24 protein-coding genes are annotated in these 26,181 nt (G+C 61.4%); 16 read left to right on the top strand and 8 right to left on the bottom strand.

The window, feature by feature from the left end; genetic code table 11:
- The first annotated feature begins 3 nt into the window (after positions 1–3).
- A complete protein-coding gene (locus JFT58_RS20365) occupies positions 4–897 on the top strand; it encodes a cation diffusion facilitator family transporter (RefSeq protein WP_054896180.1) in 894 nt (297 codons plus the stop codon).
- Here the strand turns inward: JFT58_RS20365 and JFT58_RS20360 are convergent.
- Positions 894–1,856, bottom strand: a complete 963-nt coding sequence (locus JFT58_RS20360; RefSeq protein ID WP_054896181.1) for a DUF6515 family protein — start codon at positions 1,854–1,856, stop codon at positions 894–896. The genes JFT58_RS20365 and JFT58_RS20360 overlap by 4 nt on opposite strands.
- A gap of 427 nt (positions 1,857–2,283) precedes the next feature.
- Between JFT58_RS20360 and JFT58_RS20355 the strand changes: the two genes are divergently transcribed.
- Both JFT58_RS20355 and JFT58_RS20350 read left to right on the top strand, forming a co-directional pair.
- A complete protein-coding gene (locus tag JFT58_RS20355; protein WP_003194418.1) occupies positions 2,284–2,763 on the top strand; it encodes an Lrp/AsnC family transcriptional regulator in 480 nt (159 codons plus the stop codon).
- Positions 2,764–2,990: 227 nt separating this feature from the next.
- Positions 2,991–3,200, top strand: a complete 210-nt coding sequence (locus JFT58_RS20350) for a DUF2788 domain-containing protein (RefSeq protein WP_025999909.1) — start codon at positions 2,991–2,993, stop codon at positions 3,198–3,200.
- Here JFT58_RS20350 and JFT58_RS20345 read toward each other — a convergent pair.
- The 4 genes from JFT58_RS20345 to JFT58_RS20330 form a co-directional block, all read right to left on the bottom strand.
- Positions 3,195–3,827 (bottom strand): pseudouridine synthase, encoded by a 633-nt coding sequence (locus tag JFT58_RS20345; RefSeq protein ID WP_005791693.1) that lies wholly within the window; start codon positions 3,825–3,827, stop codon positions 3,195–3,197. The two genes, JFT58_RS20350 and JFT58_RS20345, sit on opposite strands and share 6 nt — an antisense overlap.
- A 71-nt stretch (positions 3,828–3,898) precedes the next feature.
- Complete coding sequence (gene amn, locus JFT58_RS20340) at positions 3,899–5,371, bottom strand: AMP nucleosidase (protein ID WP_153475217.1); 1,473 nt, start codon at positions 5,369–5,371, stop codon at positions 3,899–3,901.
- A gap of 182 nt (positions 5,372–5,553) precedes the next feature.
- Complete coding sequence (locus JFT58_RS20335) at positions 5,554–7,206, bottom strand: acyl-CoA dehydrogenase family protein (RefSeq protein WP_054896182.1); 1,653 nt, start codon at positions 7,204–7,206, stop codon at positions 5,554–5,556.
- A 195-nt stretch (positions 7,207–7,401) separates the two neighbouring features.
- Positions 7,402–9,801 carry a hybrid sensor histidine kinase/response regulator gene (locus JFT58_RS20330; protein ID WP_034126918.1) on the bottom strand — a complete coding sequence of 800 codons (2,400 nt, stop codon included), beginning with the start codon at positions 9,799–9,801 and terminating at the stop codon, positions 7,402–7,404.
- 277 nt (positions 9,802–10,078) lie between these two features.
- Between JFT58_RS20330 and JFT58_RS20325 the strand changes: the two genes are divergently transcribed.
- The 4 genes from JFT58_RS20325 to JFT58_RS20310 all read left to right on the top strand — a co-directional run bounded on the left by JFT58_RS20325 (position 10,079) and on the right by JFT58_RS20310 (position 13,612).
- Positions 10,079–10,876 (top strand): hydroxymethylpyrimidine/phosphomethylpyrimidine kinase, encoded by a 798-nt coding sequence (locus JFT58_RS20325; RefSeq protein WP_054896183.1) that lies wholly within the window; start codon positions 10,079–10,081, stop codon positions 10,874–10,876.
- A 30-nt stretch (positions 10,877–10,906) separates the two neighbouring features.
- A complete protein-coding gene (gene thiE / locus JFT58_RS20320; RefSeq protein ID WP_054896184.1) occupies positions 10,907–11,536 on the top strand; it encodes a thiamine phosphate synthase in 630 nt (209 codons plus the stop codon).
- Positions 11,537–11,547: 11 nt separating this feature from the next.
- Positions 11,548–12,831 (top strand): glutamate-1-semialdehyde 2,1-aminomutase, encoded by a 1,284-nt coding sequence (gene hemL, locus JFT58_RS20315; protein ID WP_032895176.1) that lies wholly within the window; start codon positions 11,548–11,550, stop codon positions 12,829–12,831.
- A 226-nt stretch (positions 12,832–13,057) separates the two neighbouring features.
- Positions 13,058–13,612 carry a tetratricopeptide repeat protein gene (locus JFT58_RS20310; RefSeq protein ID WP_034126914.1) on the top strand — a complete coding sequence of 185 codons (555 nt, stop codon included), beginning with the start codon at positions 13,058–13,060 and terminating at the stop codon, positions 13,610–13,612.
- 127 nt (positions 13,613–13,739) lie between these two features.
- Here the strand turns inward: JFT58_RS20310 and JFT58_RS20305 are convergent, their stop codons facing one another.
- Positions 13,740–14,066 carry a DUF1820 family protein gene (locus JFT58_RS20305; RefSeq protein ID WP_003215457.1) on the bottom strand — a complete coding sequence of 109 codons (327 nt, stop codon included), beginning with the start codon at positions 14,064–14,066 and terminating at the stop codon, positions 13,740–13,742.
- Between the two features lie 130 nt (positions 14,067–14,196).
- On the opposite strand from JFT58_RS20305, the gene miaB reads away from it, so the two are divergent.
- The 5 genes from miaB to lnt all read left to right on the top strand — a co-directional run bounded on the left by miaB (position 14,197) and on the right by lnt (position 19,625).
- The gene (gene miaB, locus JFT58_RS20300) at positions 14,197–15,525 is read left to right on the top strand and encodes a tRNA (N6-isopentenyl adenosine(37)-C2)-methylthiotransferase MiaB (protein WP_198834504.1); all 1,329 of its coding nucleotides are present in this window, start codon (positions 14,197–14,199) and stop codon (positions 15,523–15,525) included.
- Between the two features lie 230 nt (positions 15,526–15,755).
- On the top strand, positions 15,756–16,760 hold the full coding sequence (locus JFT58_RS20295) for a PhoH family protein (protein ID WP_019818064.1): 1,005 nt from the start codon (positions 15,756–15,758) through the stop codon (positions 16,758–16,760).
- Complete coding sequence (gene ybeY / locus JFT58_RS20290) at positions 16,753–17,211, top strand: rRNA maturation RNase YbeY (RefSeq protein ID WP_003194442.1); 459 nt, start codon at positions 16,753–16,755, stop codon at positions 17,209–17,211. Before JFT58_RS20295 ends, ybeY begins: the two co-directional genes overlap by 8 nt.
- Before the next feature lie 42 nt (positions 17,212–17,253).
- Positions 17,254–18,093 (top strand): HlyC/CorC family transporter, encoded by an 840-nt coding sequence (locus tag JFT58_RS20285; RefSeq protein WP_003194444.1) that lies wholly within the window; start codon positions 17,254–17,256, stop codon positions 18,091–18,093.
- An 8-nt stretch (positions 18,094–18,101) separates the two neighbouring features.
- The gene (lnt, locus tag JFT58_RS20280) at positions 18,102–19,625 is read left to right on the top strand and encodes an apolipoprotein N-acyltransferase (protein ID WP_054896186.1); all 1,524 of its coding nucleotides are present in this window, start codon (positions 18,102–18,104) and stop codon (positions 19,623–19,625) included.
- 106 nt (positions 19,626–19,731) lie between these two features.
- Here the strand turns inward: lnt and JFT58_RS20275 are convergent, their stop codons facing one another.
- The gene (locus JFT58_RS20275; protein WP_054896187.1) at positions 19,732–20,493 is read right to left on the bottom strand and encodes a YdcF family protein; all 762 of its coding nucleotides are present in this window, start codon (positions 20,491–20,493) and stop codon (positions 19,732–19,734) included.
- A gap of 97 nt (positions 20,494–20,590) precedes the next feature.
- The gene (locus JFT58_RS20270; protein ID WP_020301951.1) at positions 20,591–20,896 is read right to left on the bottom strand and encodes a hypothetical protein; all 306 of its coding nucleotides are present in this window, start codon (positions 20,894–20,896) and stop codon (positions 20,591–20,593) included.
- A gap of 261 nt (positions 20,897–21,157) precedes the next feature.
- On the opposite strand from JFT58_RS20270, the gene leuS reads away from it, so the two are divergent.
- From leuS to arfA, 4 genes are all read left to right on the top strand, one after another.
- A complete protein-coding gene (gene leuS, locus JFT58_RS20265) occupies positions 21,158–23,764 on the top strand; it encodes a leucine--tRNA ligase (protein ID WP_034126910.1) in 2,607 nt (868 codons plus the stop codon).
- A gap of 87 nt (positions 23,765–23,851) precedes the next feature.
- Entirely contained in the window at positions 23,852–24,457 is a 606-nt protein-coding gene (locus JFT58_RS20260) for an LPS-assembly lipoprotein LptE (RefSeq protein WP_014720078.1), read from the top strand.
- Positions 24,458–24,496: 39 nt separating this feature from the next.
- Complete coding sequence (holA, locus tag JFT58_RS20255; protein WP_003194456.1) at positions 24,497–25,534, top strand: DNA polymerase III subunit delta; 1,038 nt, start codon at positions 24,497–24,499, stop codon at positions 25,532–25,534.
- 429 nt (positions 25,535–25,963) lie between these two features.
- Positions 25,964–26,128 carry an alternative ribosome rescue factor ArfA gene (arfA, locus tag JFT58_RS20250; RefSeq protein ID WP_003176285.1) on the top strand — a complete coding sequence of 55 codons (165 nt, stop codon included), beginning with the start codon at positions 25,964–25,966 and terminating at the stop codon, positions 26,126–26,128.
- Positions 26,129–26,181 lie beyond the last annotated feature (53 nt).

Below are 26,181 nucleotides of genomic sequence, written 5' to 3'. Positions count from 1 at the left end.
CTCATGACCAGCAGCCCCGAACACGCAAGGCTCTTGCGCCTGGCCACCCGCGCCTCGGTGGGCGTGGCCTGCGTGTTGATTGTGACCAAGGCCATCGCCTGGTGGCTCAGCGGCTCGGTGAGCATGCTCGCCGGGCTGACCGACTCACTGCTCGACGGCGTCACTTCGCTGTTGAATTTGCTGGCAGTGCATTACGCCCTGCGCCCGGCCGATGACGATCACCGTTATGGGCATGGCAAGGCGGAGTCGCTGGCGGGGATGGCGCAGGCCTTGTTTATCGCCGGCAGTGCGGTGCTGATTGCGCTCCAGGCGTATGAACGGCTCAAGCACCCAGAGCCGGTTGGCGCACCGTGGTTGAGTATCGGCGTGATTATCTTGTCCCTGGCGCTGACCGTGGCTCTGCTGGTGCTGCAACACCGCGTGGTGCGCGAGACCGGCTCCAATGCGGTGCGCGCCGACTCGCTGCATTACCGCTCAGACTTGCTGCTCAATGGCAGCATCCTGATTGCGCTGGTGTTGGCAGGCTTTGGCTTTCATCAGGTCGACGCCTGGTTCGGCCTGGGAATCGCCGCTTACATTCTGTGGAGCGCGATCCAGATCGCCCGGGAAAGCTTTGCGGTGCTGATGGATGAAGAGTTACCGCCAGACGTCAGCCAGCACATGCTGGAACTGGCCCGGGGCGTACCCGGCGTGCTGGGTGCCCACGACTTGCGTACGCGGGTTTCCGGCAACCACTGGTTTGTGCAGTTGCACCTGGAGTTGCCGGGCGAGTTAACGCTGTCGGTGGCCCACGGCATCAGCGACCAGGCCGCCGATGCCATCCACCGGGAATATCCGAAGGCCGAAGTGCTGGTGCATGCCGACCCGCGGGAAGTGGTCACCGGCAACAAAACCTAGTACTGCACCTGATATCCACGACTGCCCAGGCAGTTGCCCTGGGCCTGGCGGTAAGTTTGTACCACCGCAGGGTCCGGGGCGTAGGTAACGGTGCGCGGGTCGAAGCCACTTTGTTGCACCGCCCAGCGATAACAGTCGTAGCCGTCCTGCTGTACCTGGGCTGGCGATTGGCCGTTGGCCGGGTAAGCCACCACGTCATAGCCGTTGCCTTGAGGCGTAGGCGGAGGTGATGGCACCTGCGTCGGTGGTTGTACCACCACGTATTGCTGGGTGCTTTGCTCGTAGGCGTAATAGGCGCCTGCGGCGAGGAACAACAGCGAGCCGCCTACCCACACTTCACGTGCGTAGTCCGGCAGGTAATGCACGCGAATGCCATAGGGCGGCGTCACCACTACGTAGCGTGGGCCTTGGGGGCGATACCAGTAGCCGCCGGAGAAAAAGTAGTCCTGGCCACGGTAAGGCACGCGGTAATTGCGATCGGGGAAACGGTCGATGACATATCCAGGGCGATGCTGCGGGCCTGGGCCCCAGCCATTGCCATGCCCGTCGGGGCGGCCTGGCCAGCGGTTATCACCGGGGCGATCGTTACTCGGACGCGAACCGGGGCCGCCGGCCTCCCAATGCCGGTTGTCATCGGGGCGTCTGGGAATATCACGGTAATAACCCTGGCGCGGCTCCTGGGTCTGGCGCACGGTATCGGGCCGGCCCTGGATCGGCAGGTTATTGGAGGGTTGCGGTTGCGGTGCTGGTCGCCCCGGCTCATGACCTTGAGGCCGACCTTGCCATTGGCCACCCTCGTGCTCGCCGCCACGATCACCCTGCGGGTTTTGTGGGCGTGGCTGATTGTGCTCAGGCCGTTGCCCCTGGCCCGGTGAGTTATCGCGTTCGTCGGCCATCGCCTGGGAGCCGACGCTGACCACCAGCAAACCAACACCTGCCATACGCCAGATGCGCTTCATGCTTTTCCTCACTGCGGATTGGGGCTTGATCATGAGACTGGAAAAGCCTCGCCCGGTTCTGAGACAGGTTATCAGTCACGAGAACTATTTTCTGAAGGCAAAACGCGCACAAAGAAAAAGGGGTGACCCGTCGGCCACCCCTTGAGAATTTCGTCCGTGCTCAACGCTTTTGACGTTGGCTCACCTCACGCCGTCTTGTGGACAGTGTGCAGCCTGGAGGCCGGCTCAACCCTGCTGGGGCGGCGGCCGCAACGGGCCTGATTGGGCGCGCTGCTGTGGACTGTTGTCCAGGCGGTGATTCTGTTGGTAATCATAGGCGTGCCAGGCGGGCAGAGGATTGCGAAGATTGCGTCAATAAACAGTGCTTGCGCAATTTTTAACCCTTCATAGATAATTCACCGCAATAGTTACGACAAAGGCCAACCCAATGAGCAAGCTTGACCGATACGACCTGAGTATTCTGGCGGAATTGCAGCGCGACGCGAGGATCTCCAACCAGGAGCTGGCCGAACGCATCGGCCTGTCGCCTTCGCCCTGCTCACGCCGGGTCAAGCAATTGGAGGACGACGGCTACATCGCCCGCCAGGTCGCCCTGCTCGACCGCAAGATGCTCGGCCTGAGCCTTACGGCCTACGTACTGATCGGCATGGACCGTCACACGCCGGAACGCTTCGAGAATTTCGAAGCCGCCATCCGCACCCTGCCGCAAGTGCTGGAGTGCAGTTTGGTGACCGGGATGGATGCGGACTACCAGTTGAAGGTGGTAGTGCCGGACATGGATCACTATCAGAAATTGCTTCTGGGGCATCTGACCCGGATTGAAGGGGTGACCAGCGTGCGGTCCAGCTTTGTGCTCAACCAGGTATTGAACAGCACCGAACTGCCTCTGACCCACCTGCGCACCTGAGAACAACGATGCTCAGCTGTAGGAGCGAGCTTGCTCGCGAAAAACGTTAACGATAACCCGTGCCTCCTGAATGAACGCGGCGTCTGTGAGTTTTTCGCGAGCAAGCTGGCTCCTACAATGGCATCAGGCCCCCCACAGTTTGACCGTGCAGGACTCAGGTCAATGTTGCGTCTGTGACGCTGCCGTATACTGCTCGCTTGTCTTGTCGGAAGAGCCCCATGAACAACATCGACCCCGCCCTGTTTGAAGAATGGATGATGACCGGCCTGGTCACTATCCTCATCATTTTCATGGGCTTCATCGTCTGGGACCTGGCGAAGAAATCCAAGGCCGGGCGCTTTGGTTCGTTCATCCTGTTTTTCGTGTTGGGCCTTGGTGTGGCAGCGTTCATCATCAAGAGCGTGGTGATCGGCCTGATTGAATCCGGCGCCTTATAAGCGCGCCGGCACCGCCTTCCATTGGCCTTGATCCAGGCCGTCGATAGACCAGTCGCCAATGCGCACGCGCACCAGGCGCAGCGTCGGCAGGCCCACTGCTGCGGTCATGCGCCGTACCTGACGGTTGCGTCCTTCACGAATCACCAACTCCAGCCAATGCGTCGGCACGCTTTTGCGAAAGCGTACCGGCGGGTTGCGCGGCCATAACGCCGGTTCATCCAGTTGCCGAGCCTCGGCAGGCAAGGTCATGCCATCGTTCAGCTCGACACCATCGCGCAGACGTTGCAGCTGTTCTTCAGTCGGCTCACCTTCCACTTGCACCCAGTAGGTTTTCGCCAATTTGTGCTTGGGATCGGCGATGCGCGCCTGAAGCTGGCCATCGTTGGTCAACAGCAGCAAGCCTTCGCTGTCACGGTCCAGGCGCCCCGCCGGGTAAATACCGGGAATATCGATAAAATCCTTGAGCGTCGCGCGCCCGCCTTCGTCGCTGAACTGGGTCAGCACATCGAACGGCTTGTTGAACAGGATCAGCTTCGGCTCGGCCGGTGGCGCCTTGGCGACACGTCGAACAGGCTGCGAAGGTTTCACGCCAGGGCGGCGCGAATCGGGACGGGTAGGACGGGACATGGCAAAGGAACATCTAACGGTCAGGACCGACAATGCTAGTGGCCTGACCGCCAAATGACCATCCCAACCGCTTAGCGGAACGGCGGTTCGTCGAAGCTGCGCAGTTTGCGCGAGTGCAACGAGTTGAGTTCGGTGCGCAACAGGTCGACCGCCTCGATGCCGATCTTCAAGTGCTGGCTGACCGCACGCTCATAGAACGCGTTGGCCGAACCCGGCAGCTTGATCTCGCTGTGCAAGGGTTTGTCCGATACGCACAACAAGGTGCCGTAAGGCACGCGCAAACGGTAACCCTGGGCGGCGATGGTGCCGCTTTCCATGTCCACGGCCACGGCACGGGACAGGTTGATCAACGGCCGCTCCTGGGCCCAGCGCAGTTCCCAGTTCCGGTCGTCATAGGTCAGCACGGTACCGGTGCGCAGGCGTTTTTTCAGCTCTTCGCCTTTTTCGCCAGTGACTTTCGCCGCAGCTTGCTGAAGCGCCAGCTGCACTTCGGCCAGGGCCGGGATGGGGATGTTCGGCGGTACCACGCGGTCGAGAATCCCGTCGCGGCGCATATAGGCGTGGGCCAGTACGTAGTCGCCGATGGTCTGGGATTGGCGCAGGCCGCCGCAGTGGCCGATCATCAGCCAGCAATGCGGGCGTAGTACGGCCAGGTGGTCGGTGATGTTCTTGGCGTTGGACGGGCCTACGCCGATGTTCACCAAGGTCACGCCGTGGCCGTCAGTGGCCTGCAGGTGATACGCCGGCATCTGGTAGCGGTGCCAGACCACGCCGGCGGCAATGGCCGAGGCTTCGCCGTGGTCCATGCTCTTGTCGATCACCACGTTGCCGGGCAGCACCATACGGATAAACCGCGGGTCGCTGCGCAGTTGCTCCAGGCCATGCAGGATGAACTGGTCCACGTAGCGGTGGTAGTTGGTCAGCAAGATCCACGGCTGCACATGGCGCCAGTCGCTGCCGGTGTAATGCACAAGGCGACGCAGGGAAAAGTCCACGCGGGCGGCATCAAACAGGGCCAGGGGCAGCGGGTCGGTGTTTTCCCAGTCGTACAGGCCATCGGCAATGCCGTCGGTGGCGGCGGACAGGTCGGTACTGGGGAATACACGAGCCAGGGTCGCGGCGGTGACGCCGGAGCCGGCCAGTTCATCACCCTGCTCCACCACATAGGGGTACGGGATGTTCTGCTGGCTGACGCCCACTTCCACGGTCACGGTGAAGTCGTGCATCAGCGGCACCAGTTGCTCCAGCAGGTACTTACGGAACGCGGCCGGGTGGGTCACGGTGACGCTGTAGGTACCCGGCAGTTGCACCTTGGCATACGCCCGAGTGGTCTGTGGGACTTCGCCGTGGCAGTGGTAGGTCAGGCGCAGTTCCGGGTAGCGAAACAGTGCGCGTTGAGCGGCGTCGGGTTCGACGCGGTCCTTGAGGTATTGCTTGAGCGCTTGGTTGAGCGCGCCAGTCGCACGCTCATGCAGCGCCGCCAGCCGGTCCACGGCTTCTTCGGCGGTTTTAACGACAACAAAAGCTTCGGTCACGGTAAGCATCCTGTGTTCTGACTTGCAGGCCTTTATCTTGCCTGTATCCAGGCCTCACCGAAACACCGGAAGTGGAATGCTTTGATAGGTGGGAGCTGGCTTGCCTGCGATAGCGGTCTATCAGCCACATAATTGCTGGCTGGACCACCGCTATCGCAGGCAAGCCAGCTCCCACATTTGACTGTGTTTATTCAGAGGGATTGTGGGGTTGAGCGGGCGACAATAGCTTGCACATCCACCCCACGCGGCAAGGTGCCATATACCCGCCCCGACGACTCACCCAACCGACTGGCGATAAACCCGTCGCTCACCGCCGCATTACCCGCCTCCAACAGCAACTTGGCCTGCAACGCCAGGGCAATGTCCTCGGTCAGTTGCCGTGCCCGATACTGGATATCCTGGGTGTCCATGAACGCCGCCTTCAACTGCTCGATATGCCGCGCCAGCTGTTTGTCGCCATGGCCATCCCCCAGCTCCACAAACAACACCTCCAGCACACCCGGCTCTTTGGACAACGCACGCAGCACGTCCAGGCATTGCACATTGCCAGAGCCTTCCCACGTGGAGTTAACCGGTGCCTCACGGTAAAGACGCGGCAGGATGCTGTCTTCCACGTACCCGGCGCCGCCCATGCATTCGGCGGCTTCGTTGATCATCGCCGGCGCTCGCTTGCAGATCCAATACTTGCCCACCGCCGTGACCAGCCGGGCGAACTTGGCTTCATGTGTATCATCAAGATGATCCAGGGCGCGCCCCATGCGCAGGCTCAAGGCCAGGGCCGCTTCGCTTTCCAGGGCCAGGTCGGCCAGCACGTTCTGCATCAGCGGCTGCTCGCTGAGCACGCGGCCACCCACCTGGCGATGGGCGCAGTGATGGCTGGCCTGGGTCAGCGCCTGGCGCATCAAGGCGCTGGAGCCGACCATGCAATCGAAGCGTGTCATGGCAACCATTTCGATAATGGTTGGAACGCCGCGGCCTTCTTCACCGACCATCCAGGCCAGGGCGCCGCGAAACTCCACTTCGCTGGACGCGTTGGAGCAGTTGCCGAGTTTGTTCTTCAAGCGCTGGATGTAGAACTCGTTGCGCGTGTCGTCCGGTCGGTGCCGGGGCAGCAGGAAACAGGTCAGGCCCTTGTCGGTCTGGGCCAGGGTCAGGAAGCCATCGCACATCGGTGCCGAGCAGAACCACTTATGCCCCACCAGTTCGTAGGCTTGGCCGGGGCCACCCGCGCCTACGGGGTAAGCGCGAGTGGTGTTGGCGCGTACGTCGGTGCCGCCCTGCTTCTCGGTCATGGCCATCCCGATAGTGGCGCCGGCCTTGTGGGCGATGCCGACATTGCGTGGGTCGTAGTGGGTATTGAGTACTTTAGGCAGCCAGAGGTCCGCCAGCTCCGGTTGCAGGCGCAGGGCCGGGACGCAGGCGAAGGTCATGGTCAGCGGGCAGCCGCTGCCGGCTTCGGCCTGGCTATGCAGGTAGGTCATCGCCGCACGCGCCACATGGGCGCCAGGCTGCGGGTGGGCCCACGGCAACGACGGCAGGCCATGCTCGACGGCGGTGCGCATCAACTCGTGATAAGCCGGGTGAAACTCCACCAGGTCGATACGATGACCATAACGGTCATGGCTGCTGAACACCGGTTTATTCTGGTTGGCCAGGAACCCGGCTGCCATCAACGGCCCACCGGCCAGCGCACCGTATGCATCAATGCGCGCTTGGGCCCAACCGGCGCCGAAGCGGCGTGACCATTCCTGCAAAGGCAAGTCGATGCGATACAGGTTAGTGCCGTCCAGGGACGGTGGCTGGTTGGTGACGTCGTGGGTTTCGGCAAACTGATGCAGGTTCATGACGGGCCTCCTGGAAAAAGGCCGCATCGATCTCAGGCTGCCTGTAGGAGCGAGCTTGCTCGCGAAAAACCTGAGAGCAACGCGCTAACCCAGGCGGGGCGCGTTATCGTTGACGTTCTTCGCGAGCAAGCTCGCTTCTACAAAAAACACGGATCGATTGAGGCCGGTTTTTTCAGTTAAGCATCGCCACCGCGCTTAAAAAAGTGGCATACGTGCCGAATGCTCGGCGCTTTCACCCTCATCCGCACACAGCACGCTGCGCTCAAGCGCCGCCTGCAAGGCGTCGAAACGCACCGGTTTGGCCAGTCGGTCCGTCATGCCAATGCCATGGCAGCGCTCACGCTCCGGCCCATTGGGCGAAGCACTCAGGGCGATCACCGGCAATTCACCACAGCCGGGCAATGCACGAATCTGGCAGCACAACGAAAAGCCACCCTCTGGCACATCCAGCAGCACGGCGTCGAAGCTGTGCCCCTGCAATGCAGCGAGCGCCGCCGGGCCGCTGTCTACGGTTTTGACCCGGTAACCGAGCTTGAGCAACATGCCACGCACCGCCAACTGGCCCACGCTGTTGTCGTCCACCAACAGCACCGTGCATTCCTGAGGCGCACGCTGTGCAGGCAAAGCCTGCGCGGCCGGCGTCACCTGCTGCGGCACCGCGCTGACGTCCATTTCCAACTGGAAGCGGCTGCCTTTACGGGGCTCCGAATGATGGGTCAGGCGCCCGCCCAGCAGTTCGATCAACTGCCGGCAAATCGCCAGGCCAATGCCCAGGCCGCCGTATTCACGCGTCATCGAGCCGTCCAACTGAAAGAAACGCTGATACAACGTGGCCTCATCGAGAAAGGCAAAGCCGATACCGGTGTCGGTGACGATAAAGCTCAAGTGCAAGGCCCCATCCCCTTGCGGCACGCCCACCACACGCAAACGAACCGCGCCGACGTGGGTGAATTTGAACGCATTGTCGAGCAGGCAATCCAGGCACTGACGCAACTTTTGGGCATCGCCGATGAGCCGGTCTGGCAGCTCATCCGCGACGTCAATGGAGAACGCCAGGCCCTTGGCCTGGGCGCTGCCGGTGAACTGCTGGCGCAAGGTATCGAGCTCGCCACGCAGGCTGAACACTTGCGGCTGGGCCACCAGGCGACCGGCCTGCAACTCGGTGAGGGTGAGGATGCCGTTGACCATGCGCATCATGTCCCGCGCCGAGCCGGCGGCGGTTTGCTGGTACTGCGTCAGGTCATCGTCCAAAGGCACGGTTTGCATCAGTTCCAAAGAGCCGATCACACCGTTCATCGGCGTGCGCAATTCGTGGGTCAGGGTGGCGAGAAATTCGTCTTTGAGGCGATTGCTGCGGGCCAGTTGCTGGTTGAGCGCTTCCAGCTTCTGGCTGGCATCGAGGAGAATCTGCGCCTGCTGTTCGCGCATGCCGTTGATGCGGTCGGCCAGGGCCAGGGACAACAGCGCCACTTCAATGGCTGAGCCGAGCTGGCTGGCATACATGGTCAGGAACACGTTAGGCAGATAACCCAGCACCATCAGGGTATTGATCACCCCGCCGAGCAGGAAGGCCGACCAGGCGATGATGAAATAACGCGCCATGCGCTGCCCGCAATACCAGGCCTTGATGGCCGCCACGAAGATGGTCACGGTAAACACCAGCGCCAGCGCAGTGGCCAGGCGCAGGGCCACGGCGTAACTGGTCAACAGCGCCAGTGCCATCACCAACCCGCCACAGGCCGCCAGCGCCAGCAGGATGCGGTTGAGCCAGCGGCTGTGCTGCGCGGTGTGCAGGAAACTGCGCGCGAACAGGCTGCCGAACAAAGCCGCCGAGCCGATCAGGAAGGGAACCGCCGCATTCGCCCACCAGGGGTTGTTCGGCCAGAAGTACTCCACCGCAACGCCATTGACCGACAGCTGATACAAGCCGAACGAAGCGATATAGAAGATGTAATAGAGGTAGCTGGTGTCGCGTACGCTCAGGTAGATGAACAGGTTGTAGATCAGCATGCCCAGCAACACACCGTAGATGGCGCCGAGCACGTACAAACGCAACGGTTGCTCTTCCATGTAGGCGGTGCCCGCCCACAACGTCAGCGGTGCCTGGATCGAGCCTTGGCTTTGCAAGCGCAGGTAGACGGTTTGTTGCTGGTCGGGCAAGAAGCTGAGCTTGAACAGGTAGTTGCTCTGGCTCACCTCACGGCTGGAAAACGGCAATGCGCTGCCGGTGCGGGCGGTGAGGCGGTAGTGGCCGGTGCCGTCGTTCTGGTAGAGGTCCAGGCGATTGAGCGGCGGGTAGGCCAGTTCCAGAAACCAGGTGCGTGGTGCGCGGGGATCTTTGGCGGTGTAGTGCAGGTTGACCTTCAGCCAGAACACCGAGCGTGAATAGCCGGCATTGAGCGTGTCTTTGTCGTGGGTCTTGAATTGGGCGGCATAGGCGGGGGAACTGACATCGGCGATGGTGAGGGCATCGGTTGGGTCTTCGAGCACTTGCATGACCCGGCCCAACGGGAGGCTGCGCGTGTCCTGGTTGAACTCGACAGCGCCGGCGAGCATCGGTAGCCCGCACAATATAAACATCAGCAAATAGCGCATAGAGCCCCAGCGTAGCCTGGTCCGGTTGTGTCAAAAGCCCCCCATTCCTTTTGAGAAGACGTACACCGGCGATACAGTAAGTTATTGGGATGCACTTTAGCATAGCCAGTAAAAGCCATTAGCCACTGCAGGAACTGTTTTTTTAGAACAGCTCTAGCGCAATGCTTTCAGACCGCTGCGTTGCAGCGTTCGGCCACGCAAAGCGACGCTGCAACAGCAAACTTCTGCCATCGCCAGGCAGCCACGCAAAAAGCGTTTGGTGGTAAGCTCGCGCACCATGAATATCTACAGTTCTCGCCCCGTTGTCCTCTGTCTCTCCGGCCACGACCCCAGTGGTGGCGCCGGCCTGCAGGCAGATATCGAAGCCCTGCTCGCCCAGGGTTGCCACGCGGCCCCGGCCGTCACCGCGCTGACCGTGCAGAACACCGTCAATGTCAGTGATTTCCGCGTGCTTGACCGTGAGTGGGTACTGGCCCAGGCCAATGCCGTGCTCGGCGACTCTGAAGTCGCGTCGGTCAAGCTGGGCATGCTCGGCTCCACTGCGATGGTCGACACCGTGGTCGAACTGCTGCAGGCGCACCCGCATTTGCCGGTGGTCTGCGACCCGGTGCTGCGCGCCGGCGGCGGCGGTAGCCTGGGCAAGGACGAGGTCGGTTATGCGATGCGCGAGCGGCTGCTGCCCCTGTCATTGATCGCCACCCCCAACCTGCCAGAAGCGCGCATCCTCGCGGAACTGCCCGACGGCAGCGCCGACGACTGCGCCGAGAAGCTGCTGCCGTACATCAAGCACCTGCTCATCACCGGCGGCCATGGCGATGAGCACGAAGTGCACAATCGCCTGTACAGCCGCGACGGCACGCGCCAGACCTTTACCTGCCAGCGCTTGCCCGGCAGTTATCACGGCTCGGGTTGCACCTTGGCCAGTGCGCTGGCCGGGCGCATTGCCCAAGGCGAAGGTTTGGCCAGCGCCGTGCAAACGGCTCTCAACTACACGTGGCGTACCCTGCGTGATGCCGAACAACTCGGCCAGGGCCAGTTCGTGCCGCGTCGATTGCCGCTGGATTTCTGCTCGTAACTTATCGCTCGTCAGCAAGGGGTTTGCCCGATGAAACTACGCGGCCTTTACGCCATTACCGACAGCCAGCTGTTGGCCGGCAAATTCCTCGCCTACGTCGAGGCGGCGCTGGACGGTGGCGTCACCCTGTTGCAGTACCGCGACAAAAGCAGCGACGAGGCACGGCGCCTGCGTGAAGCCGAAAAGCTGTACGAACTGTGCTCACGCTACAAGACCCAATTGATCATCAACGACGATGCCGAACTGGCCGCGCGACTGGGCGTCGGCGTACATCTGGGCCAGACCGACGGCCCGCTGACCTCGGCCCGGGCATTGCTCGGCGCCAAGGCGATCATCGGCGCCACCTGTCACAGCCAGATCGAACTGGCCGAACAGGCCGCCAAAGAAGGCGCCAGCTACGTCGCCTTCGGCCGCTTCTTCAATTCCACGACCAAACCCGGCGCACCTGCCGCCACCGTTGACATGCTGACCCAGGCCCGCAAGCGCCTGCACCTGCCGATCTGCGTGATCGGCGGCGTCACCCTGGAAAACGCCGAGCCGCTGGTGGCCCACGGGGCCGACCTGCTCGCCGTGGTCCATGGCCTGTTCGGTGCCGACAGCACCCAGGAAGTCACTCGCCGCGCCCGTGCGTTCAACCATCTTCTTAAATCTTCAGTTTAGAGAGCCCGATCATGTCCCGTTCCGAAACCCTGTTTGCCAACGCCCAGAAACACATCCCCGGCGGTGTGAACTCCCCCGTGCGTGCGTTCAAGAGCGTGGGCGGCACGCCGTTGTTCTTCAAGCATGCCGAAGGCGCCTACGTCACCGATGAAGACGACAAGCGCTATGTCGACTATGTCGGCTCCTGGGGCCCGATGATCCTCGGCCACAGCCATCCGGACGTGCTGGACGCGGTGCGCCAGCAACTGCAGCACGGCTTGTCCTACGGCGCCCCGACCGCGATGGAAACCGAGATGGCCGACCTGGTCTGCTCGATCGTGCCGTCGATGGAAATGGTGCGCATGGTCAGCTCCGGCACCGAAGCCACCATGAGCGCGATCCGCCTGGCCCGTGGTTTCACCGGCCGCGACAACATCATCAAATTCGAAGGCTGCTACCACGGCCACTCCGACAGCCTGCTGGTGAAAGCCGGCTCCGGCGCGCTGACCCAGGGCGTTCCCAATTCCGCTGGCGTACCTGCGGCGTTCGCCAAGCACACCCTGACCTTGCCGTTCAACGACATCGCGGCCGTCGAGCAGATGCTCAGCGAAGTCGGCCAGGACGTTGCCTGCATCATCGTCGAGCCAGTCGCCGGCAACATGAACTGCGTTCCACCGGCCCCGGGTTTCCTTGAGGGCCTGCGCGAGCAGTGCGACAAGCATGGCGTGGTGCTGATTTTTGACGAAGTGATGACCGGTTTCCGGGTCGCCCTCGGTGGCGCCCAGGCTTACTACGGCGTCACGCCAGACCTGAGCACCTTCGGCAAGATCATCGGCGGCGGCATGCCGGTAGGCTGCTTCGGCGGCAAGCGCGAGATCATGCAACACATCGCCCCGCTCGGCCCGGTATACCAGGCAGGCACCTTGTCGGGTAACCCGCTGGCCATGGCCGCCGGCCTGACCACCCTGCGCCTGATCAGCCGCCCGGGCTTCCACGCCGAGCTGACCGACTACACCACGCGCCTGCTCGACGGTCTGCAACAACGCGCCGACGCCGCCGGCATCCCGTTTGTGACCACCCAGGCCGGTGGCATGTTCGGCCTGTACTTCAGCGGCGCCGACGATATCGTCACCTTCGATGACGTGATGGGCAGCGATGCCGAGCTGTTCAAGCGCTTCTTCCACCTGATGCTCGAAGGCGGCGTATACCTGGCACCGAGCGCCTTTGAAGCCGGCTTCACTTCGATCGCCCATGGCGAAGCCGAACTGAAATTGACGCTGGATGCTGCCGAGCGCGCGTTCGCGGCCCTGAAATAAGTGACGGCAACCTCTGGCGTTGCCCCTGGCAGCGTCAGATTTGCTACTTTGCTTACAGAGAATTCCTGGTTTTTTCGAGAATTGCCCTGCAATCCGGCAGATAACTTGCCCAAGCAGCAGAAAAACGAGTAAAGACTTTGTAAGCAGAGGCCTGCTTATTTCATAATGCGCGCTTATTGGACTCCCTCGAGGGTCCGCGCGCCCCGTCAGAGGTAAGTCGATTCCCATGAAACGCACCGGCCGCACCCTGGTTCTGGGCTGCCTGTTGCTCCTTCAACCGCTACTGGCACATGCCCAGGCCGGCGGCAACTCGTTGTTAATCCCAGCGATGGGTCGTTGCACCCTCAATACCCAGCCAGAGAGCCAGGCCGAAGCCCTGAGCGCGTGCCAGAAACAGGCCGAGGAAGGGGATGCGCAAGCACAATACGAGTTGGGCGAGTACTACCACGACAGCAAGAACCCGGCCGTTGACCTCAACAAAGCGTTGAGCTACTTCGAGAAAGCCTCGTTGCAGGGCCACGCCCAGGCGCAATACCAGTTGGGCAACATGTTCTTCAAAGGCGAAGGCGTGCCGGCCAACAACGTCCAGGCGTACATCGTGCTGAAAATGGCCGCGGTCAACGGCGCCGAAGACGCACTGGACACTGCCGACGAAGTCGCCGAGCACATGCAGCGCGATGAACTGGAAGTGGCAACCCAGGTGCTGGGGCAGATTTTCCGCAACTACCTGCAGGAATTGCAGAGTGCTGATGGGCGTTCGCCGTTCTCACCCCTTCCCTGATTTTTTGTAGACCTTACATCGCTATCGCAGGCAAGCCAGCTCCCACAGTGACTGCATTCCAGCATTGAAACGCGGTCGAGTGTGGGAGCTGGCTTGCCTGCGATAGACCCCCCCTCGGTCTAAAGCCCTACTTCTCAGGCATCGGCATCGGAAACGGCATCACATTGCTCATGCCCCGAGCTTCACTGATCTTCGGCGTCCCCAAGCGCTCGACTTCATCGATGCGCACAATCGAATGCATGGGCACAAAGCTGCGCACTACCCCTTCGAACTGGGCCTTGAGCTTTTCTTCGCCCGGATCGACCACCAACTGGGTGCGCTCGCCAAAGACGAACTCTTCCACCTCCAGGAAGCCCCACAGATCACTTTGATAGATCTGCTTGGCGTACATTTCGAACACCTGGCCCTGGTTGAGGAAAATCACCTTATAGATTGGAGCTTCACGTTTGGTCATGGTGGGCGAACAACACATGGGGATATAAAAGAGGGCGCGAACTATAGCATGGCACCCGATGCACAGCGCTAGGAACCAATGGGCATGCCCCCTATAATGCGCGGTTCTTTACCACCAGTTGACGATTCCCATGGCCGAGAAGCTTTACATCGAAACCCACGGTTGCCAGATGAACGAGTACGACAGCTCGCGCATGGTCGACTTGCTGGGCGAACACCAGGCCCTGGAAGTCACTGCCCGCGCCGAAGATGCCGACGTGATTTTGCTCAATACCTGCTCGATCCGCGAGCGGGCCCAGGACCGTGTGTATTCGCAGCTGGGCCGCTGGCGCGAATTGAAACTGGCCAACCCGGACATGGTGATCGCCGTCGGCGGGTGCGTGGCCAGCCAGGAAGGCGCTGCGATCCGCGACCGCGCGCCCTATGTCGATGTGGTGTTCGGCCCGCAAACCCTGCACCGTCTGCCAGAGATGATCGACGCCGCACGTATCACCAAGCTGCCGCAGGTTGACGTGTCGTTCCCCGAAATCGAAAAATTCGACCATCTGCCCGAACCGCGCATCGATGGGCCGAGCGCCTATGTGTCGGTGATGGAAGGCTGCAGCAAGTACTGCACCTTCTGCGTGGTGCCTTACACCCGTGGCGAAGAAGTCAGCCGGCCGTTTGACGATGTGCTGGCGGAAATCATCCACCTGGCTGAAAACGGCGTGCGCGAAGTGACCCTGCTGGGCCAGAACGTCAACGGCTACCGTGGCCAGACCGATGACGGCCGCCTGGCCGACCTGGCGGAATTGATCCGCGTGGTCGCCGCCGTCGATGGCATCGAGCGCATCCGCTACACCACCTCGCACCCGCTGGAGTTTTCCGACAGCCTGATCCAGGCCCACGCCGAAGTACCAGAGCTGGTCAAGCACCTGCACTTGCCGGTGCAATCGGGTTCGGACCGCATTTTGTCGGCGATGAAGCGCAACCACACCGCGCTGGAATACAAATCCAAACTGCGCAAACTGCGCGCTGCCGTGCCGGGCATCTGCATCAGTTCGGACTTTATCGTCGGCTTCCCGGGCGAAACCGAGAAAGACTTCCAGCAGACCATGAAGCTGATCGAAGACGTGGGTTTCGACTTCTCCTACTCGTTCGTCTACAGCCAGCGCCCTGGCACCCCGGCTGCCGACCTGCTGGATGAAACCCCGGAGGCGTTGAAAAAAGAGCGTTTGAACGCGCTGCAACATCGCCTCAATCAGCAGGGCTTCGAAATCAGCCGACAAATGGTCGGTTCGATCCAGCGCATTCTGGTGACCGATTATTCGAAGAAAGACCCGGGTGAATTGCAGGGTCGTACCGAGAACAACCGAATCGTCAACTTCCGCTGCGACAATCCCACGCTGATCGGCCAGTTTGCCGATGTGCACATTGATGCGGCGCAGCCACACTCGTTGCGCGGCTCGTTGATCAACTGATCTCGCTGACCGGATGAAGATCAAAATGTGGGAGCTGGCTTGCCTGCGATAGCGATGTATCAGTGCCCAATGTGCCAACTGACCCACCGCTATCGCAGGCAAGCCAGCTCCCACAGAGGTTCTTCAGGGTTATCGAGAGTGGGGCCAGGCTATTTAAGTGCTTTCGCACACCAGCGCCTGGCGTTATTCTCTCTCTCACCTCATCAGCCAAAGGGCGGCTAAAAGCAACCTTGAACGCACCCATAGCAGAACCCCATCGTTTTATCCTCGAGCCTTTTGAGGCTCGCCGTTTCGCCAACCTGTGCGGACAGTTCGACGAGCACCTGCGCCTGATCGAACAACGCCTGAGCATCGAGATCCGCAACCGCGGCAATCAGTTCGAGCTCATTGGTGAACCCCAACACACCACGTCTGCAGAAAACCTGCTGCGCCGTCTCTACCGCGAAACCAAGGGTAGCGAGCTGTCGCCGGAGACCGTGCACCTGTACCTGCAGGAGTCGGCTGTGGAAGACCTGGCCAATAACCCGGTGGCCGAAGCCAGCGTAGCCTTGCGTACCAAAAAAGGCATGATTCGCCCACGCGGCTTGAATCAGCAGAAGTACGTCAAGGAAATCCTGGGCAACGACATCAACTTCGGCATCGGCCCGGCCGGTACCGGCAAGACCTACCTCGCGGTGGCCTGCGCCGTCGACGCCCTGGAGCGCGAGCAAGTGCGGCGCATCCTGCTGGTGCGCCCAGCGGTCGAGGCCGGCGAAAAGCTCGGTTTCCTGCCCGGCGACCTGGCCCAGAAGATCGACCCGTACCTGCGCCCGCTCTACGATGCGCTGTACGAGATGCTCGGTTTTGAATACGTGGCCAAGCTGATCGAGCGCCAGGTGATCGAGATCGCCCCGCTGGCCTACATGCGTGGCCGTACGCTCAACAACAGCTTCATCATTCTCGACGAAAGCCAGAACACCACCGTCGAGCAGATGAAGATGTTCCTCACCCGTATCGGTTTCGGCTCCACTGCCGTGATCACGGGCGACATCACCCAGGTCGACCTGCCCAAGGGCACCAAGTCGGGCCTGGGCCAGGTGATCGAGGTGCTCAAGGACGTGCCGGGTATCAGCTTCACGCACTTCATGCCCAAGGACGTGGTGCGCCACCCGCTGGTGCAGCGCATTGTCGAAGCTTATGAGCGTTTCGAACACCGCGACGACGCGCCCGCCAAGGACGCTCGCCACGATGCTTGAGCTAGACCTGCAGCTGGCCACCGACGCGCCCGCCCCCAGCGAAGCCCAGTTCCGCCAATGGTGTGAACTGGCTTTGCGCCAGCGCACCGCTGACTCGGAGCTGACCATTCGTCTGGTGGACGAGGCCGAAGGCCGTGAGCTGAACCACACCTGGCGCCAGAAAGACTACGCGACCAACGTGCTGTCCTTCCCCGCCGACGTGCCCGACGAATTGCTGGATATCCCGCTGTTGGGCGACCTGGTGATCTGCGTCGCGGTGGTCGAGCGAGAAGCGGCGGAACAAGGCAAGGAACTTGAGGCCCATTGGGCCCATCTAGTCATCCACGGCTGCTTGCATCTCTTGGGTTACGACCATATAGACGATGACGAAGCCGAGGAAATGGAAGCACTGGAACGAACGTTGCTTGCAGAACTGGGTCACCGCGACCCATATGCAGACGACGAAAGCTGATCAACACTCAACTGTCATATCAAAGGATTTAGAGTAATCGCTATGAGCGAAGACCGATCGAGCAACGGGCAGAAGTCATGGCTGGGTAAACTGACCCAGGCTTTTGCCCACGAGCCGAAAAACCGCCAGGAGCTCTTGGAGCTGCTGCGCGATGCACACCAGAACAAGTTGCTGGACAGCGAAGCGCTGGCCATCGTCGAGGGCGCCATCCAGGTGGCTGACCTGCAAGTACGTGACATCATGGTCCCGCGCTCGCAGATGATCAGCATCAAGGCGACCCAGACCCCACGGGAATTCCTCCCGGCCGTGATCGACTCGGCGCATTCGCGCTACCCGGTGATCGGTGAAAGCCATGACGACGTCATGGGTGTCCTGCTGGCCAAGGACCTGCTGCCGTTGATCCTCAAGGAGAATGGCGACAGCTTCAACATCAAGGACCTGCTGCGCCCGGCCACCTTCGTGCCCGAGTCCAAGCGCCTGAATGTGCTGCTGCGCGAGTTCCGCGCCAACCACAATCACATGGCCATTGTGATTGACGAATACGGCGGCGTGGCCGGCCTGGTCACCATCGAGGACGTGCTGGAGCAGATCGTCGGCGACATCGAAGACGAGCACGACGTCGAAGAAGACAGCTACATCAAGCCGCTGCCCAGCGGTGACTTCCTGATCAAGGCACTGACGCCCATCGAAAACTTCAACGAGTTCTTCGACAGCGAGTTTTCGGACGATGAGTTCGACACCGTCGGCGGCCTGGTGATGAGTGCGTTCGGGCACCTGCCCAAGCGTAATGAAACCACCGAGATCGGCGCCTATCGCTTCCGCATCCTCAATGCTGATAGCCGTCGTATCCATCTGATCCGTTTGACACCCATCGCCCGCTAAGGACTGACATGCGCCGTCTCACCTCACCCGGCTGGCCCGGTAACTTGCTGGCCGTGGTGGCCGGCGCCATCACAACCCTGGCGCTGGCGCCGTTCGATATCTGGCCGTTGGCGCTGGTAGCGGTCGGCCTGTTCTATATCGGCCTGCGGGATCTGACACCCCGCCAGGCCCTGGGCCGTGGCTGGTGTTTCGGCTTCGGCCTGTTTGGTGCCGGCACCAGTTGGATCTACTACAGCATCCACCACTTCGGCGGCGCTTCGGTGCTGCTGGCGGGGTTCCTGATGCTGCTGTTCACCGCCGCCATCGCCTGGTTCTTTGCCCTGCCCGCCTGGCTATGGGCGCGCTGGTTGCGCCGTAACGAAGCACCACTGGCGGATGCATTGACGTTCGCCGCGTTGTGGGTCGGCCAGGAAGCCTTTCGTGGCTGGTTCCTTACCGGTTTCCCGTGGTTGTACTCCGGTTACAGTCAACTCGATGGGCCGTTGACCGGCCTCGCGCCATTGGGTGGGATGTGGCTGATTTCCTTCGCCCTCGCGCTCACTGCCGCATTGCTGTGCAACCTGCCGCGCCTGCTGGCCAGCAAGCGCAATGCCTTCATCGGCGCGGGCCTGTTATTGCTGGTTGCGCCCTGGGCGACTGGCCTGGCACTCAAGCACCACGCCTGGACATCGCCGTCTGGCGCGCCCCTGAGCGTGGCTGCGATTCAGGGCAACGTCGAGCAAAGCATGAAGTGGGACCCGGACCAGCTCAATGCACAGTTGGCGCTGTACCGCGACATGAGCCTGAGTTCCAAGCGCGTCGACCTGCTGGTCTGGCCGGAAACTGCCGTGCCGGTGCTCAAGGAATCCGTGGAGGGCTACCTGGGCATGATGGGCAAGTTTGCCGCCGACCGGGACAGCGCGTTGATCACTGGGGTACCGATTCGCCAGGAAGTGCACCACCAGAAGCGCTACTTCAACGGCATCACCGTGGTCGGCGAAGGCGACGGCACCTACCTCAAGCAAAAACTGGTGCCGTTTGGCGAGTACGTTCCGCTGCAGGACATGCTGCGCGGGCTGATTGCCTTCTTCGACCTGCCCATGTCGGACTTCGCCCGCGGCCCTTCTGACCAGGCCATGCTGCAGGCCAAGGGTTATCAGATTGCGCCGTTCATTTGCTATGAAGTGGTGTACCCCGAATTCGCCGCCGGCCTGTCGGCCCAGAGCGACCTGCTGCTGACTATCAGCAACGACACCTGGTTCGGCCGCTCCATCGGCCCGCTGCAGCACCTGCAAATGGCGCAAATGCGTGCGCTGGAGGCTGGCCGCTGGATGATCCGCGCCACCAACAACGGCGTGACCGGGCTGATCAACCCGTTTGGGCAGATCACCGCGCAGATCCCGCAGTTCGAGCGTGGCATTCTCTATGGGGAGGTGGTGCCGATGCATAACCTCACGCCGTACCTGCAATGGCGTTCGTGGCCGTTGATCATTGTGTGTGTGCTGCTCTTTGGCTGGGCGCTGTTGGCGGCTCGGATGGCCAAAACGGTCTGACCTGTGGGAGCTGGCTGCGATGGCGGTGTATCAGTGCCCTGAGTGCTCACTGACCCACCGCCATCGCAGGCAAGCCAGCTCCTACATCTGATCTCCTGTGTTGCACCTATCGGTAGAACAATCGATACCCCACCTGCCCCACCACTTCATTGATCAACTGCCCGCTTTGCCACACCGCCTTGACCTCCGGCATCCAGCCACCCAGCGGTCGGCCATGGTCGACACCCAAAAAGCCCACCGGCCCCGGCACCACGGTGAAGCCGGCCTTTTCAAAACTCCACACCGAACGCGGCATGTGCCAGGCCTGGGTCACTACCACTACACGCTTGATGCCTTGCGGCAACAAAATCTCGGCGCTCATCTGGGCGTTTTCCCAGGTAGTACGGCTGCGCTCTTCTTTCCAGCGCACGGTGACACCGAAGTCATCCTGCATCGACACGGCCATCAGCTCGGCCTCACTGGGCGGCGTGCCGTAGTGCAAGCCGCCGCTGGTCAGCACTGGCAAACCGGATGCCTTGGCCAGCCGCGCGGCAAAACGCTCACGTTCCAGGCCAATACCGGTGGGCTGGTCGCTGCCCCACGCAATATCTCCACGCTCGCGCCCCGAGCCCAGCACCACAATCGCATCGGCACGCTGGGCCAGGGTGGCCCAGTCTTCCCGGGCCAAAGGCGGCTCTGTCTCCAGGGCACGGGCGCCCCATTGCACCATCACTGGCAGGCTGATCAACCACATTCCGCCCAGCCCCAGGGCAAAGCACAAGCCCGCCAGGCGCGGACGGCTGCGGCGAAACCACCAGGCACACGCCAACAACAGCAGAAAAATACCGGGCGGCAACAACAGTTGTTTAATGAAATAACGAAAAGGCATCGGGCATCTCCAAAGATGCCCGAAGCCTAGATGCATCGGGGTTTTGCAACAATCCTTACCGACAACATTTTGATAACGCTAACGGATAACGCGGGGCTCACTTGCACCGCACGGAGCGGAAGTTCTCTGGCCCGCGGCCGGTCGCCAGGTCTTTGAGCCAGATGACCTTGGCCGAATGAGCAGGCGGGGAAGCCTGCCCATGGGAGGCGCGGTCGTGATTCAACGCCAGATAGTTCTTGATCAATTCAAGCTCCGCCTGACTCAAGCCTCGCAACTCCAGCTCCAGAGGCCGTTCATCACGCAATCGGCCTGCGGTTCTTGCGGCGTCCAATGCCCGACCCAAACGGTCGATCAATCCTTCATACAACTGCGGTTTCGTTAAAGTTCGCTGCGATTCAACCATCCCCTCACCTCATTGAAGAAATACTTGCTCCCCACTAAACAGCGTAGCCCCCGTTGCTGCGCCTGCCCGGTGCCGCGACAGACGGCCCTTGGCGCGCAATCAGGGTTTCCCTCGATAGAGTGGGGTCATGTATGCTACGGCGCTTCCTGTAACTCCACTTCCCGCAGGGTTTGGGCACGGACGCGCCGCTTCTTGGTGTCGAACAACCCGGACAGTGCACCGAAGAGGATTAGGCCACCCCTATCCAGTTCAAAAGTAGCCATGCACGAACAATATCAGCCCCGTGAAATAGAAAATGCCGCCCAAACCTTCTGGGACGAGCAAAAGTCCTTTGAAGTCAGTGAACAGCCAGGCAAGGAGACTTACTACTGCCTATCGATGTTCCCTTACCCCAGCGGCAAGCTACACATGGGGCACGTGCGCAACTACACCATCGGCGACGTGATTTCGCGCTACCAGCGCATGCTCGGCAAGAACGTGCTGCAACCCATGGGTTGGGACGCCTTCGGCATGCCGGCAGAAAACGCCGCGATGAAAAACAACGTGGCGCCCGCCAAGTGGACCTACGAAAACATCGCCTACATGAAGACCCAGTTGCGCAGCCTGGGCCTGGCGGTGGACTGGTCCCGCGAGGTCACCACCTGCAAGCCGGATTACTACCGCTGGGAACAATGGCTGTTCACGCGCCTGTTCGAAAAAGGTGTGATCTACAAAAAAAGCGGCACCGTGAACTGGGACCCGATCGACCAGACCGTACTGGCCAACGAACAGGTCATCGACGGTCGCGGCTGGCGTTCCGGCGCGCTGATCGAAAAGCGCGAAATCCCGATGTACTACTTCAAGATCACCGCCTACGCGGATGAACTGTTGTCGAGCCTTGACGATCTGCCGGGCTGGCCTGAACAGGTCAAGACCATGCAGCGCAACTGGATCGGCAAATCCAAGGGCATGGAAGTGCAGTTCCCGTACAACGTCGACTCCATCGGCGAAGCCGGCGCACTCAAGGTGTTCACCACCCGCCCCGACACCCTGATGGGCGCGACCTACGTCGCCGTGGCCGCCGAACACCCGCTGGCCACCCAGGCCGCACAGAACAACCCTGAGCTGCAGGCGTTCATCGCTGAATGCAAAGGCGGCAGCGTGGCCGAAGCCGATGTCGCCACCCAGGAGAAAAAAGGCCTGCCGACCGGCCTGTTCGTCGAGCACCCGTTGACCGGCGAGAAACTGCCGGTTTGGGTCGCCAACTACGTATTGATGCACTACGGCGATGGCGCCGTCATGGCCGTGCCGGCCCACGACGAGCGCGATTTCGAATTCGCCACCAAGTACAGCCTGCCTATCAAGTCGGTCGTGCGCACTAGCTCGGGTGATACCAACCCCGCTCCGTGGCAAGACGCCTACGGCGAGCACGGCACGCTGATCAACTCCGGCGAATTCGACGGCCTGGACTTCCAGGGCGCGTTCGACGCCATGGAAGTAGCCCTGATCAAGAAAAACCTCGGTGCCTCGCGCACCCAGTTCCGTCTGCGTGACTGGGGCATCAGCCGCCAGCGCTACTGGGGTTGCCCGATCCCGATCATCCACTGCCAAGCCTGCGGTGACGTGCCGGTACCGGAAGACCAACTGCCGGTCGTGCTGCCAGAAGACGTGGTGCCGGATGGTGCTGGCTCGCCGTTGGCGCGCATGCCCGAGTTCTACGAGTGCAGCTGCCCTAAATGCGGCGCGCCGGCCAAGCGTGAAACCGACACCATGGACACCTTCGTCGAGTCCTCGTGGTATTACGCTCGTTATGCCTCGCCGCACTATGAAGGCGGCCTGGTGGAGAAATCCGCAGCCGACCATTGGTTGCCAGTGGATCAGTACATCGGTGGCATCGAACACGCCATCCTCCACCTGCTGTACGCGCGCTTCTTCCACAAGCTGATGCGTGACGAAGGCCTGGTGAGCTCCGATGAGCCATTCAAGAACCTGCTGACCCAGGGCATGGTGATCGCCGACACTTACTATCGCCGCGAAGCCAATGGCGCCTACACCTGGTTCAACCCGGCGGATGTCGAGCTTGAGCGTGACAGCAAGGCCAAGGTCATCAGCGCGAAGCTGAAAGCCGACGGCCTGCCGGTGGAAATCGGTGGCACCGAGAAGATGGCCAAGTCCAAGAACAACGGCGTCGACCCACAGTCGATGATCGATCAGTTCGGCGCCGACACCTGCCGCCTGTTCATGATGTTCGCCTCGCCGCCTGACATGAGCGCCGAATGGTCCGACTCGGGCGTCGAAGGCTCGCACCGTTTCCTCAAGCGTGTCTGGCGCCTGGCCCACGCTCATGTCAGCCAGGGCCTGCCGGGCAAGCTGGATATCGGCGCGTTGAACGACGAGCAGAAAGCCGTTCGCCGCAGCATCCACCTGGCTATCCGCCAGGCCAGCCAGGACGTTGGGCAGAACCACAAATTCAACACCGCCATCGCCCAGGTGATGACGCTGATGAACGTGCTGGAAAAAGCCTCGCAGGCGACCGAACAAGACCGTGCGCTGATCCAGGAAGGCCTGGAAACAGTTACCCTGTTGCTCGCGCCGATCACGCCGCACATCAGCCATGAACTGTGGAGCCGTCTGGGCCACAGCGGTGCCGTCATCGATGCCGCCTGGCCGGTGCAGGATGACAGCGCCCTGGTACAGGACACGCTGCAACTGGTCATCCAGGTTAACGGTAAACTGCGTGGCCAGATCGACATGCCGGCCAGCGCCAGCCGTGAAGAGGTTGAAGCAGCTGCACGTATCAATGAGAACGTGCTGCGCTTTACCGAAGGCCTGACCATCCGCAAGGTGATCGTGGTACCCGGCAAACTGGTCAATATCGTCGCCAGCTAAATCGGATCGGGCGCGGGGCTTGGCCCCGCGCCGAACTAAACCTTTAGGGCCCGATAAGGCCCACCTGGTTTCAAGGGGAGCAACAAAATGATCAAACGCAATCTGCTGGTTATGGGCCTTGCCGTGCTGTTGAGCGCTTGCGGCTTCCAGCTGCGCGGCACCGGCACCAATGAGCTGTCGCTCAAGGAACTCGACGTCAGCGCCCGCAACGCCTACGGCGAAACCGTCACCCAGCTGCGCCAGACCCTGGAAAACAGCGGTGTGCACGTGTACAACGGCGCAACCTACAAACTGATCCTGACGGATGAGCGAGAAACCCAGCGCAATATCAGCTACGCCAGTGCTGGCCGTGCGTCCGACGTCGAGTTGAACACAGCGCTGATGTTCGAAATACAAGGCCGTGATCAGTTGCCGTTGATGGGTGACAAGATCCAGGTGCAGAAAGTGGTGAGCCACGATGGCAACAACCTGGTGGGTTCGGACTCCGAGACCATCCAGGTGCGCAAGGAAATGCGTCGTGAGCTGATCCAGCGCATGATGACTCGCCTGCAAATGCTCACCCCGGAAAAACTGGCTGAGCTGCAGCAAGTGGCCGACAACAAGGCCAAGGCTGACGCCGACGCCCTGAAAGCCGCGCAGGAATATGAAGACAACACACCGAAACAGTCGCCTGTTGAAGTCCCTGTCGAGTAAGCCAGACGGGGCGCCCCTGACGCCCCGTTCGCCCCGCCTATGAAACTTGCCCCCGCCCAACTCGCCAAGCACCTGCAAGGTGGCCTTGCGCCTGTGTACATCGTCAGCGGCGACGACCCGCTGCTGTGCCAGGAAGCAGCTGACGCTATCCGCACCGCCGCACGCCAGCAAGGCTTCGATGAACGCCAGGTGTTCAGCGCCGACGCCAGTTTCGACTGGGGCACCCTGCTGCAAGCTGGCGCGAGCATGTCGCTGTTTGCCGAGAAACGCCTGCTGGAACTGCGCCTGCCCTCGGGCAAGCCGGGCGATAAAGGCGCGGCGGCGTTGATGGAATACTGCTCGCGCCCCGCCGAAGACACCGTGTTGCTGGTCAGCCTGCCCAAGCTCGACGGCAGCGCGCAGAAAACCAAGTGGGGCAAGGCTCTGGTTGAAGGTCCACAGACTCAGTTCATCCAGATCTGGCCGGTGGACAGCAACCAGTTGCCGCAGTGGATTCGTCAGCGCCTGTCGCAATCAGGTCTCGCTGCGACACAGGATGCCGTGGAGCTGATCGCCGCTCGGGTCGAGGGCAACCTGCTTGCCGCCGCCCAGGAGATCGAAAAGCTCAAGCTGATGGCCGAAGACGGGCAGATCACCGTCGAAACCGTGCAAGGCGCAGTGGCCGATAGCGCGCGCTTTGATGTGTTCGGCCTGGTGGACGCCATCCTCAACGGCGAGCCCGCCCACGCCCTGCGCATGCTTGAAGGCCTGCGCGGCGAAGGGGTGGAACCCCCGGTGATTCTCTGGGCCCTGGCCCGTGAGCTGCGCGTGTTGGCGAACATTGCGCTGCAATACAGCCAGGGCACACCGCTGGACAAATGCTTCAGCCAGGCCCGGCCACCGGTGTGGGACAAGCGCAAACCCCTGATGAGCAAAGCCCTGCAACGGCACTCGGCGCAACGCTGGGCGCAACTGTTGCTGGAAGCGCAGCGCATCGATGCACAGATCAAAGGCCAGGCGGCCGGCTCGCCGTGGATGAGCCTGAGCCGTCTGTCGCTGTTGATGGCCGGCCAGCGCCTGGCGTTGCCTGCCGAATAATCTCCCTCTGCACAACACCACAAAACCCTGTGGGAGCTGGCTTGCCTGCGATGGCGATGGGCCAGTTGGCCCATTTGCTCCTGACACAGCTCTGTAGCGCTCAACGGTAACCACGATGCGAAGCAAGCCGCTCTTGGTCTGCTTTTGATCTCAAGCGCCCCGTCAAACCACGCTGGCCGGAATTCGACAGGTATTTGGGGGGTAAACCGGCAGGGATGCCGGTTTAGCCGCCCCGCGCCGCGGCAATGGATATGTACACAATCCAACTGTGTTGACTGTCAGGCCGTCTTCGCAGGCAAGCCAGCTCCCACATTGACTGTGCCCATTGCTTATCTGCGACATTTCCCACCTATCGACGGGCTTTACAGCCGGCCCACTTCGGCAGATGATTTGCACCGCTGCATTCCACCCCAAGCGAGAGAATCCACCATGAGCAAAAAGCCATCCAAGCATGGCCCCAACAAGGCCAAATCCATCATCGCCCAGCCACTGTTCCGCAGCCGTCAGGAACGCGCCGGCAAGGGCAAAGGCAGCTACCGCCGCGAAGCCTTCCAGTCTAATAGCTGGGAGGCTTCTTACTTTCTGGCTGCCTGAAGGCAAGCGCCCCTCTGGCATGATAAGGTCTGTACCTGATTTGTAACCCCTGG

The sequence above is a fragment of the Pseudomonas sp. MF6767 genome, from assembly GCF_016405475.1.
GTDB classification, from domain to species: Bacteria; Pseudomonadota; Gammaproteobacteria; order Pseudomonadales; family Pseudomonadaceae; genus Aquipseudomonas; species Aquipseudomonas paracarnis.
The sequence above is the reverse complement of the archived record's forward strand: the minus strand, read 5'-3'. Positions and strand labels throughout refer to the sequence as shown.

What these genes read in the sequence shown, in the direction of transcription:
- holA (WP_003194456.1), top strand. Translation starts at nt 24,497, where the DNA reads ATGAAACTTGCCCCCGCCCAACTCGCCAAGCACCTGCAAGGTGGCCTT.
- JFT58_RS20305 (WP_003215457.1), bottom strand. Translation starts at nt 14,066, where the DNA reads ATGACCAAACGTGAAGCTCCAATCTATAAGGTGATTTTCCTCAACCAG.
- arfA (WP_003176285.1), top strand. Translation starts at nt 25,964, where the DNA reads ATGAGCAAAAAGCCATCCAAGCATGGCCCCAACAAGGCCAAATCCATC.
- JFT58_RS20275 (WP_054896187.1), bottom strand. Translation starts at nt 20,493, where the DNA reads ATGCCTTTTCGTTATTTCATTAAACAACTGTTGTTGCCGCCCGGTATT.
- JFT58_RS20345 (WP_005791693.1), bottom strand. Translation starts at nt 3,827, where the DNA reads ATGTCCCGTCCTACCCGTCCCGATTCGCGCCGCCCTGGCGTGAAACCT.
- JFT58_RS20270 (WP_020301951.1), bottom strand. Translation starts at nt 20,896, where the DNA reads ATGGTTGAATCGCAGCGAACTTTAACGAAACCGCAGTTGTATGAAGGA.
- amn (WP_153475217.1), bottom strand. Translation starts at nt 5,371, where the DNA reads ATGCTTACCGTGACCGAAGCTTTTGTTGTCGTTAAAACCGCCGAAGAA.
- hemL (WP_032895176.1), top strand. Translation starts at nt 11,548, where the DNA reads ATGTCCCGTTCCGAAACCCTGTTTGCCAACGCCCAGAAACACATCCCC.
- thiE (WP_054896184.1), top strand. Translation starts at nt 10,907, where the DNA reads ATGAAACTACGCGGCCTTTACGCCATTACCGACAGCCAGCTGTTGGCC.
- JFT58_RS20335 (WP_054896182.1), bottom strand. Translation starts at nt 7,206, where the DNA reads ATGAACCTGCATCAGTTTGCCGAAACCCACGACGTCACCAACCAGCCA.
- JFT58_RS20330 (WP_034126918.1), bottom strand. Translation starts at nt 9,801, where the DNA reads ATGCGCTATTTGCTGATGTTTATATTGTGCGGGCTACCGATGCTCGCC.
- miaB (WP_198834504.1), top strand. Translation starts at nt 14,197, where the DNA reads ATGGCCGAGAAGCTTTACATCGAAACCCACGGTTGCCAGATGAACGAG.
- JFT58_RS20325 (WP_054896183.1), top strand. Translation starts at nt 10,079, where the DNA reads ATGAATATCTACAGTTCTCGCCCCGTTGTCCTCTGTCTCTCCGGCCAC.
- JFT58_RS20365 (WP_054896180.1), top strand. Translation starts at nt 4, where the DNA reads ATGACCAGCAGCCCCGAACACGCAAGGCTCTTGCGCCTGGCCACCCGC.
- JFT58_RS20310 (WP_034126914.1), top strand. Translation starts at nt 13,058, where the DNA reads ATGAAACGCACCGGCCGCACCCTGGTTCTGGGCTGCCTGTTGCTCCTT.
- leuS (WP_034126910.1), top strand. Translation starts at nt 21,158, where the DNA reads ATGCACGAACAATATCAGCCCCGTGAAATAGAAAATGCCGCCCAAACC.
- lnt (WP_054896186.1), top strand. Translation starts at nt 18,102, where the DNA reads ATGCGCCGTCTCACCTCACCCGGCTGGCCCGGTAACTTGCTGGCCGTG.
- JFT58_RS20285 (WP_003194444.1), top strand. Translation starts at nt 17,254, where the DNA reads ATGAGCGAAGACCGATCGAGCAACGGGCAGAAGTCATGGCTGGGTAAA.
- JFT58_RS20260 (WP_014720078.1), top strand. Translation starts at nt 23,852, where the DNA reads ATGATCAAACGCAATCTGCTGGTTATGGGCCTTGCCGTGCTGTTGAGC.
- JFT58_RS20355 (WP_003194418.1), top strand. Translation starts at nt 2,284, where the DNA reads ATGAGCAAGCTTGACCGATACGACCTGAGTATTCTGGCGGAATTGCAG.
- ybeY (WP_003194442.1), top strand. Translation starts at nt 16,753, where the DNA reads ATGCTTGAGCTAGACCTGCAGCTGGCCACCGACGCGCCCGCCCCCAGC.
- JFT58_RS20360 (WP_054896181.1), bottom strand. Translation starts at nt 1,856, where the DNA reads ATGAAGCGCATCTGGCGTATGGCAGGTGTTGGTTTGCTGGTGGTCAGC.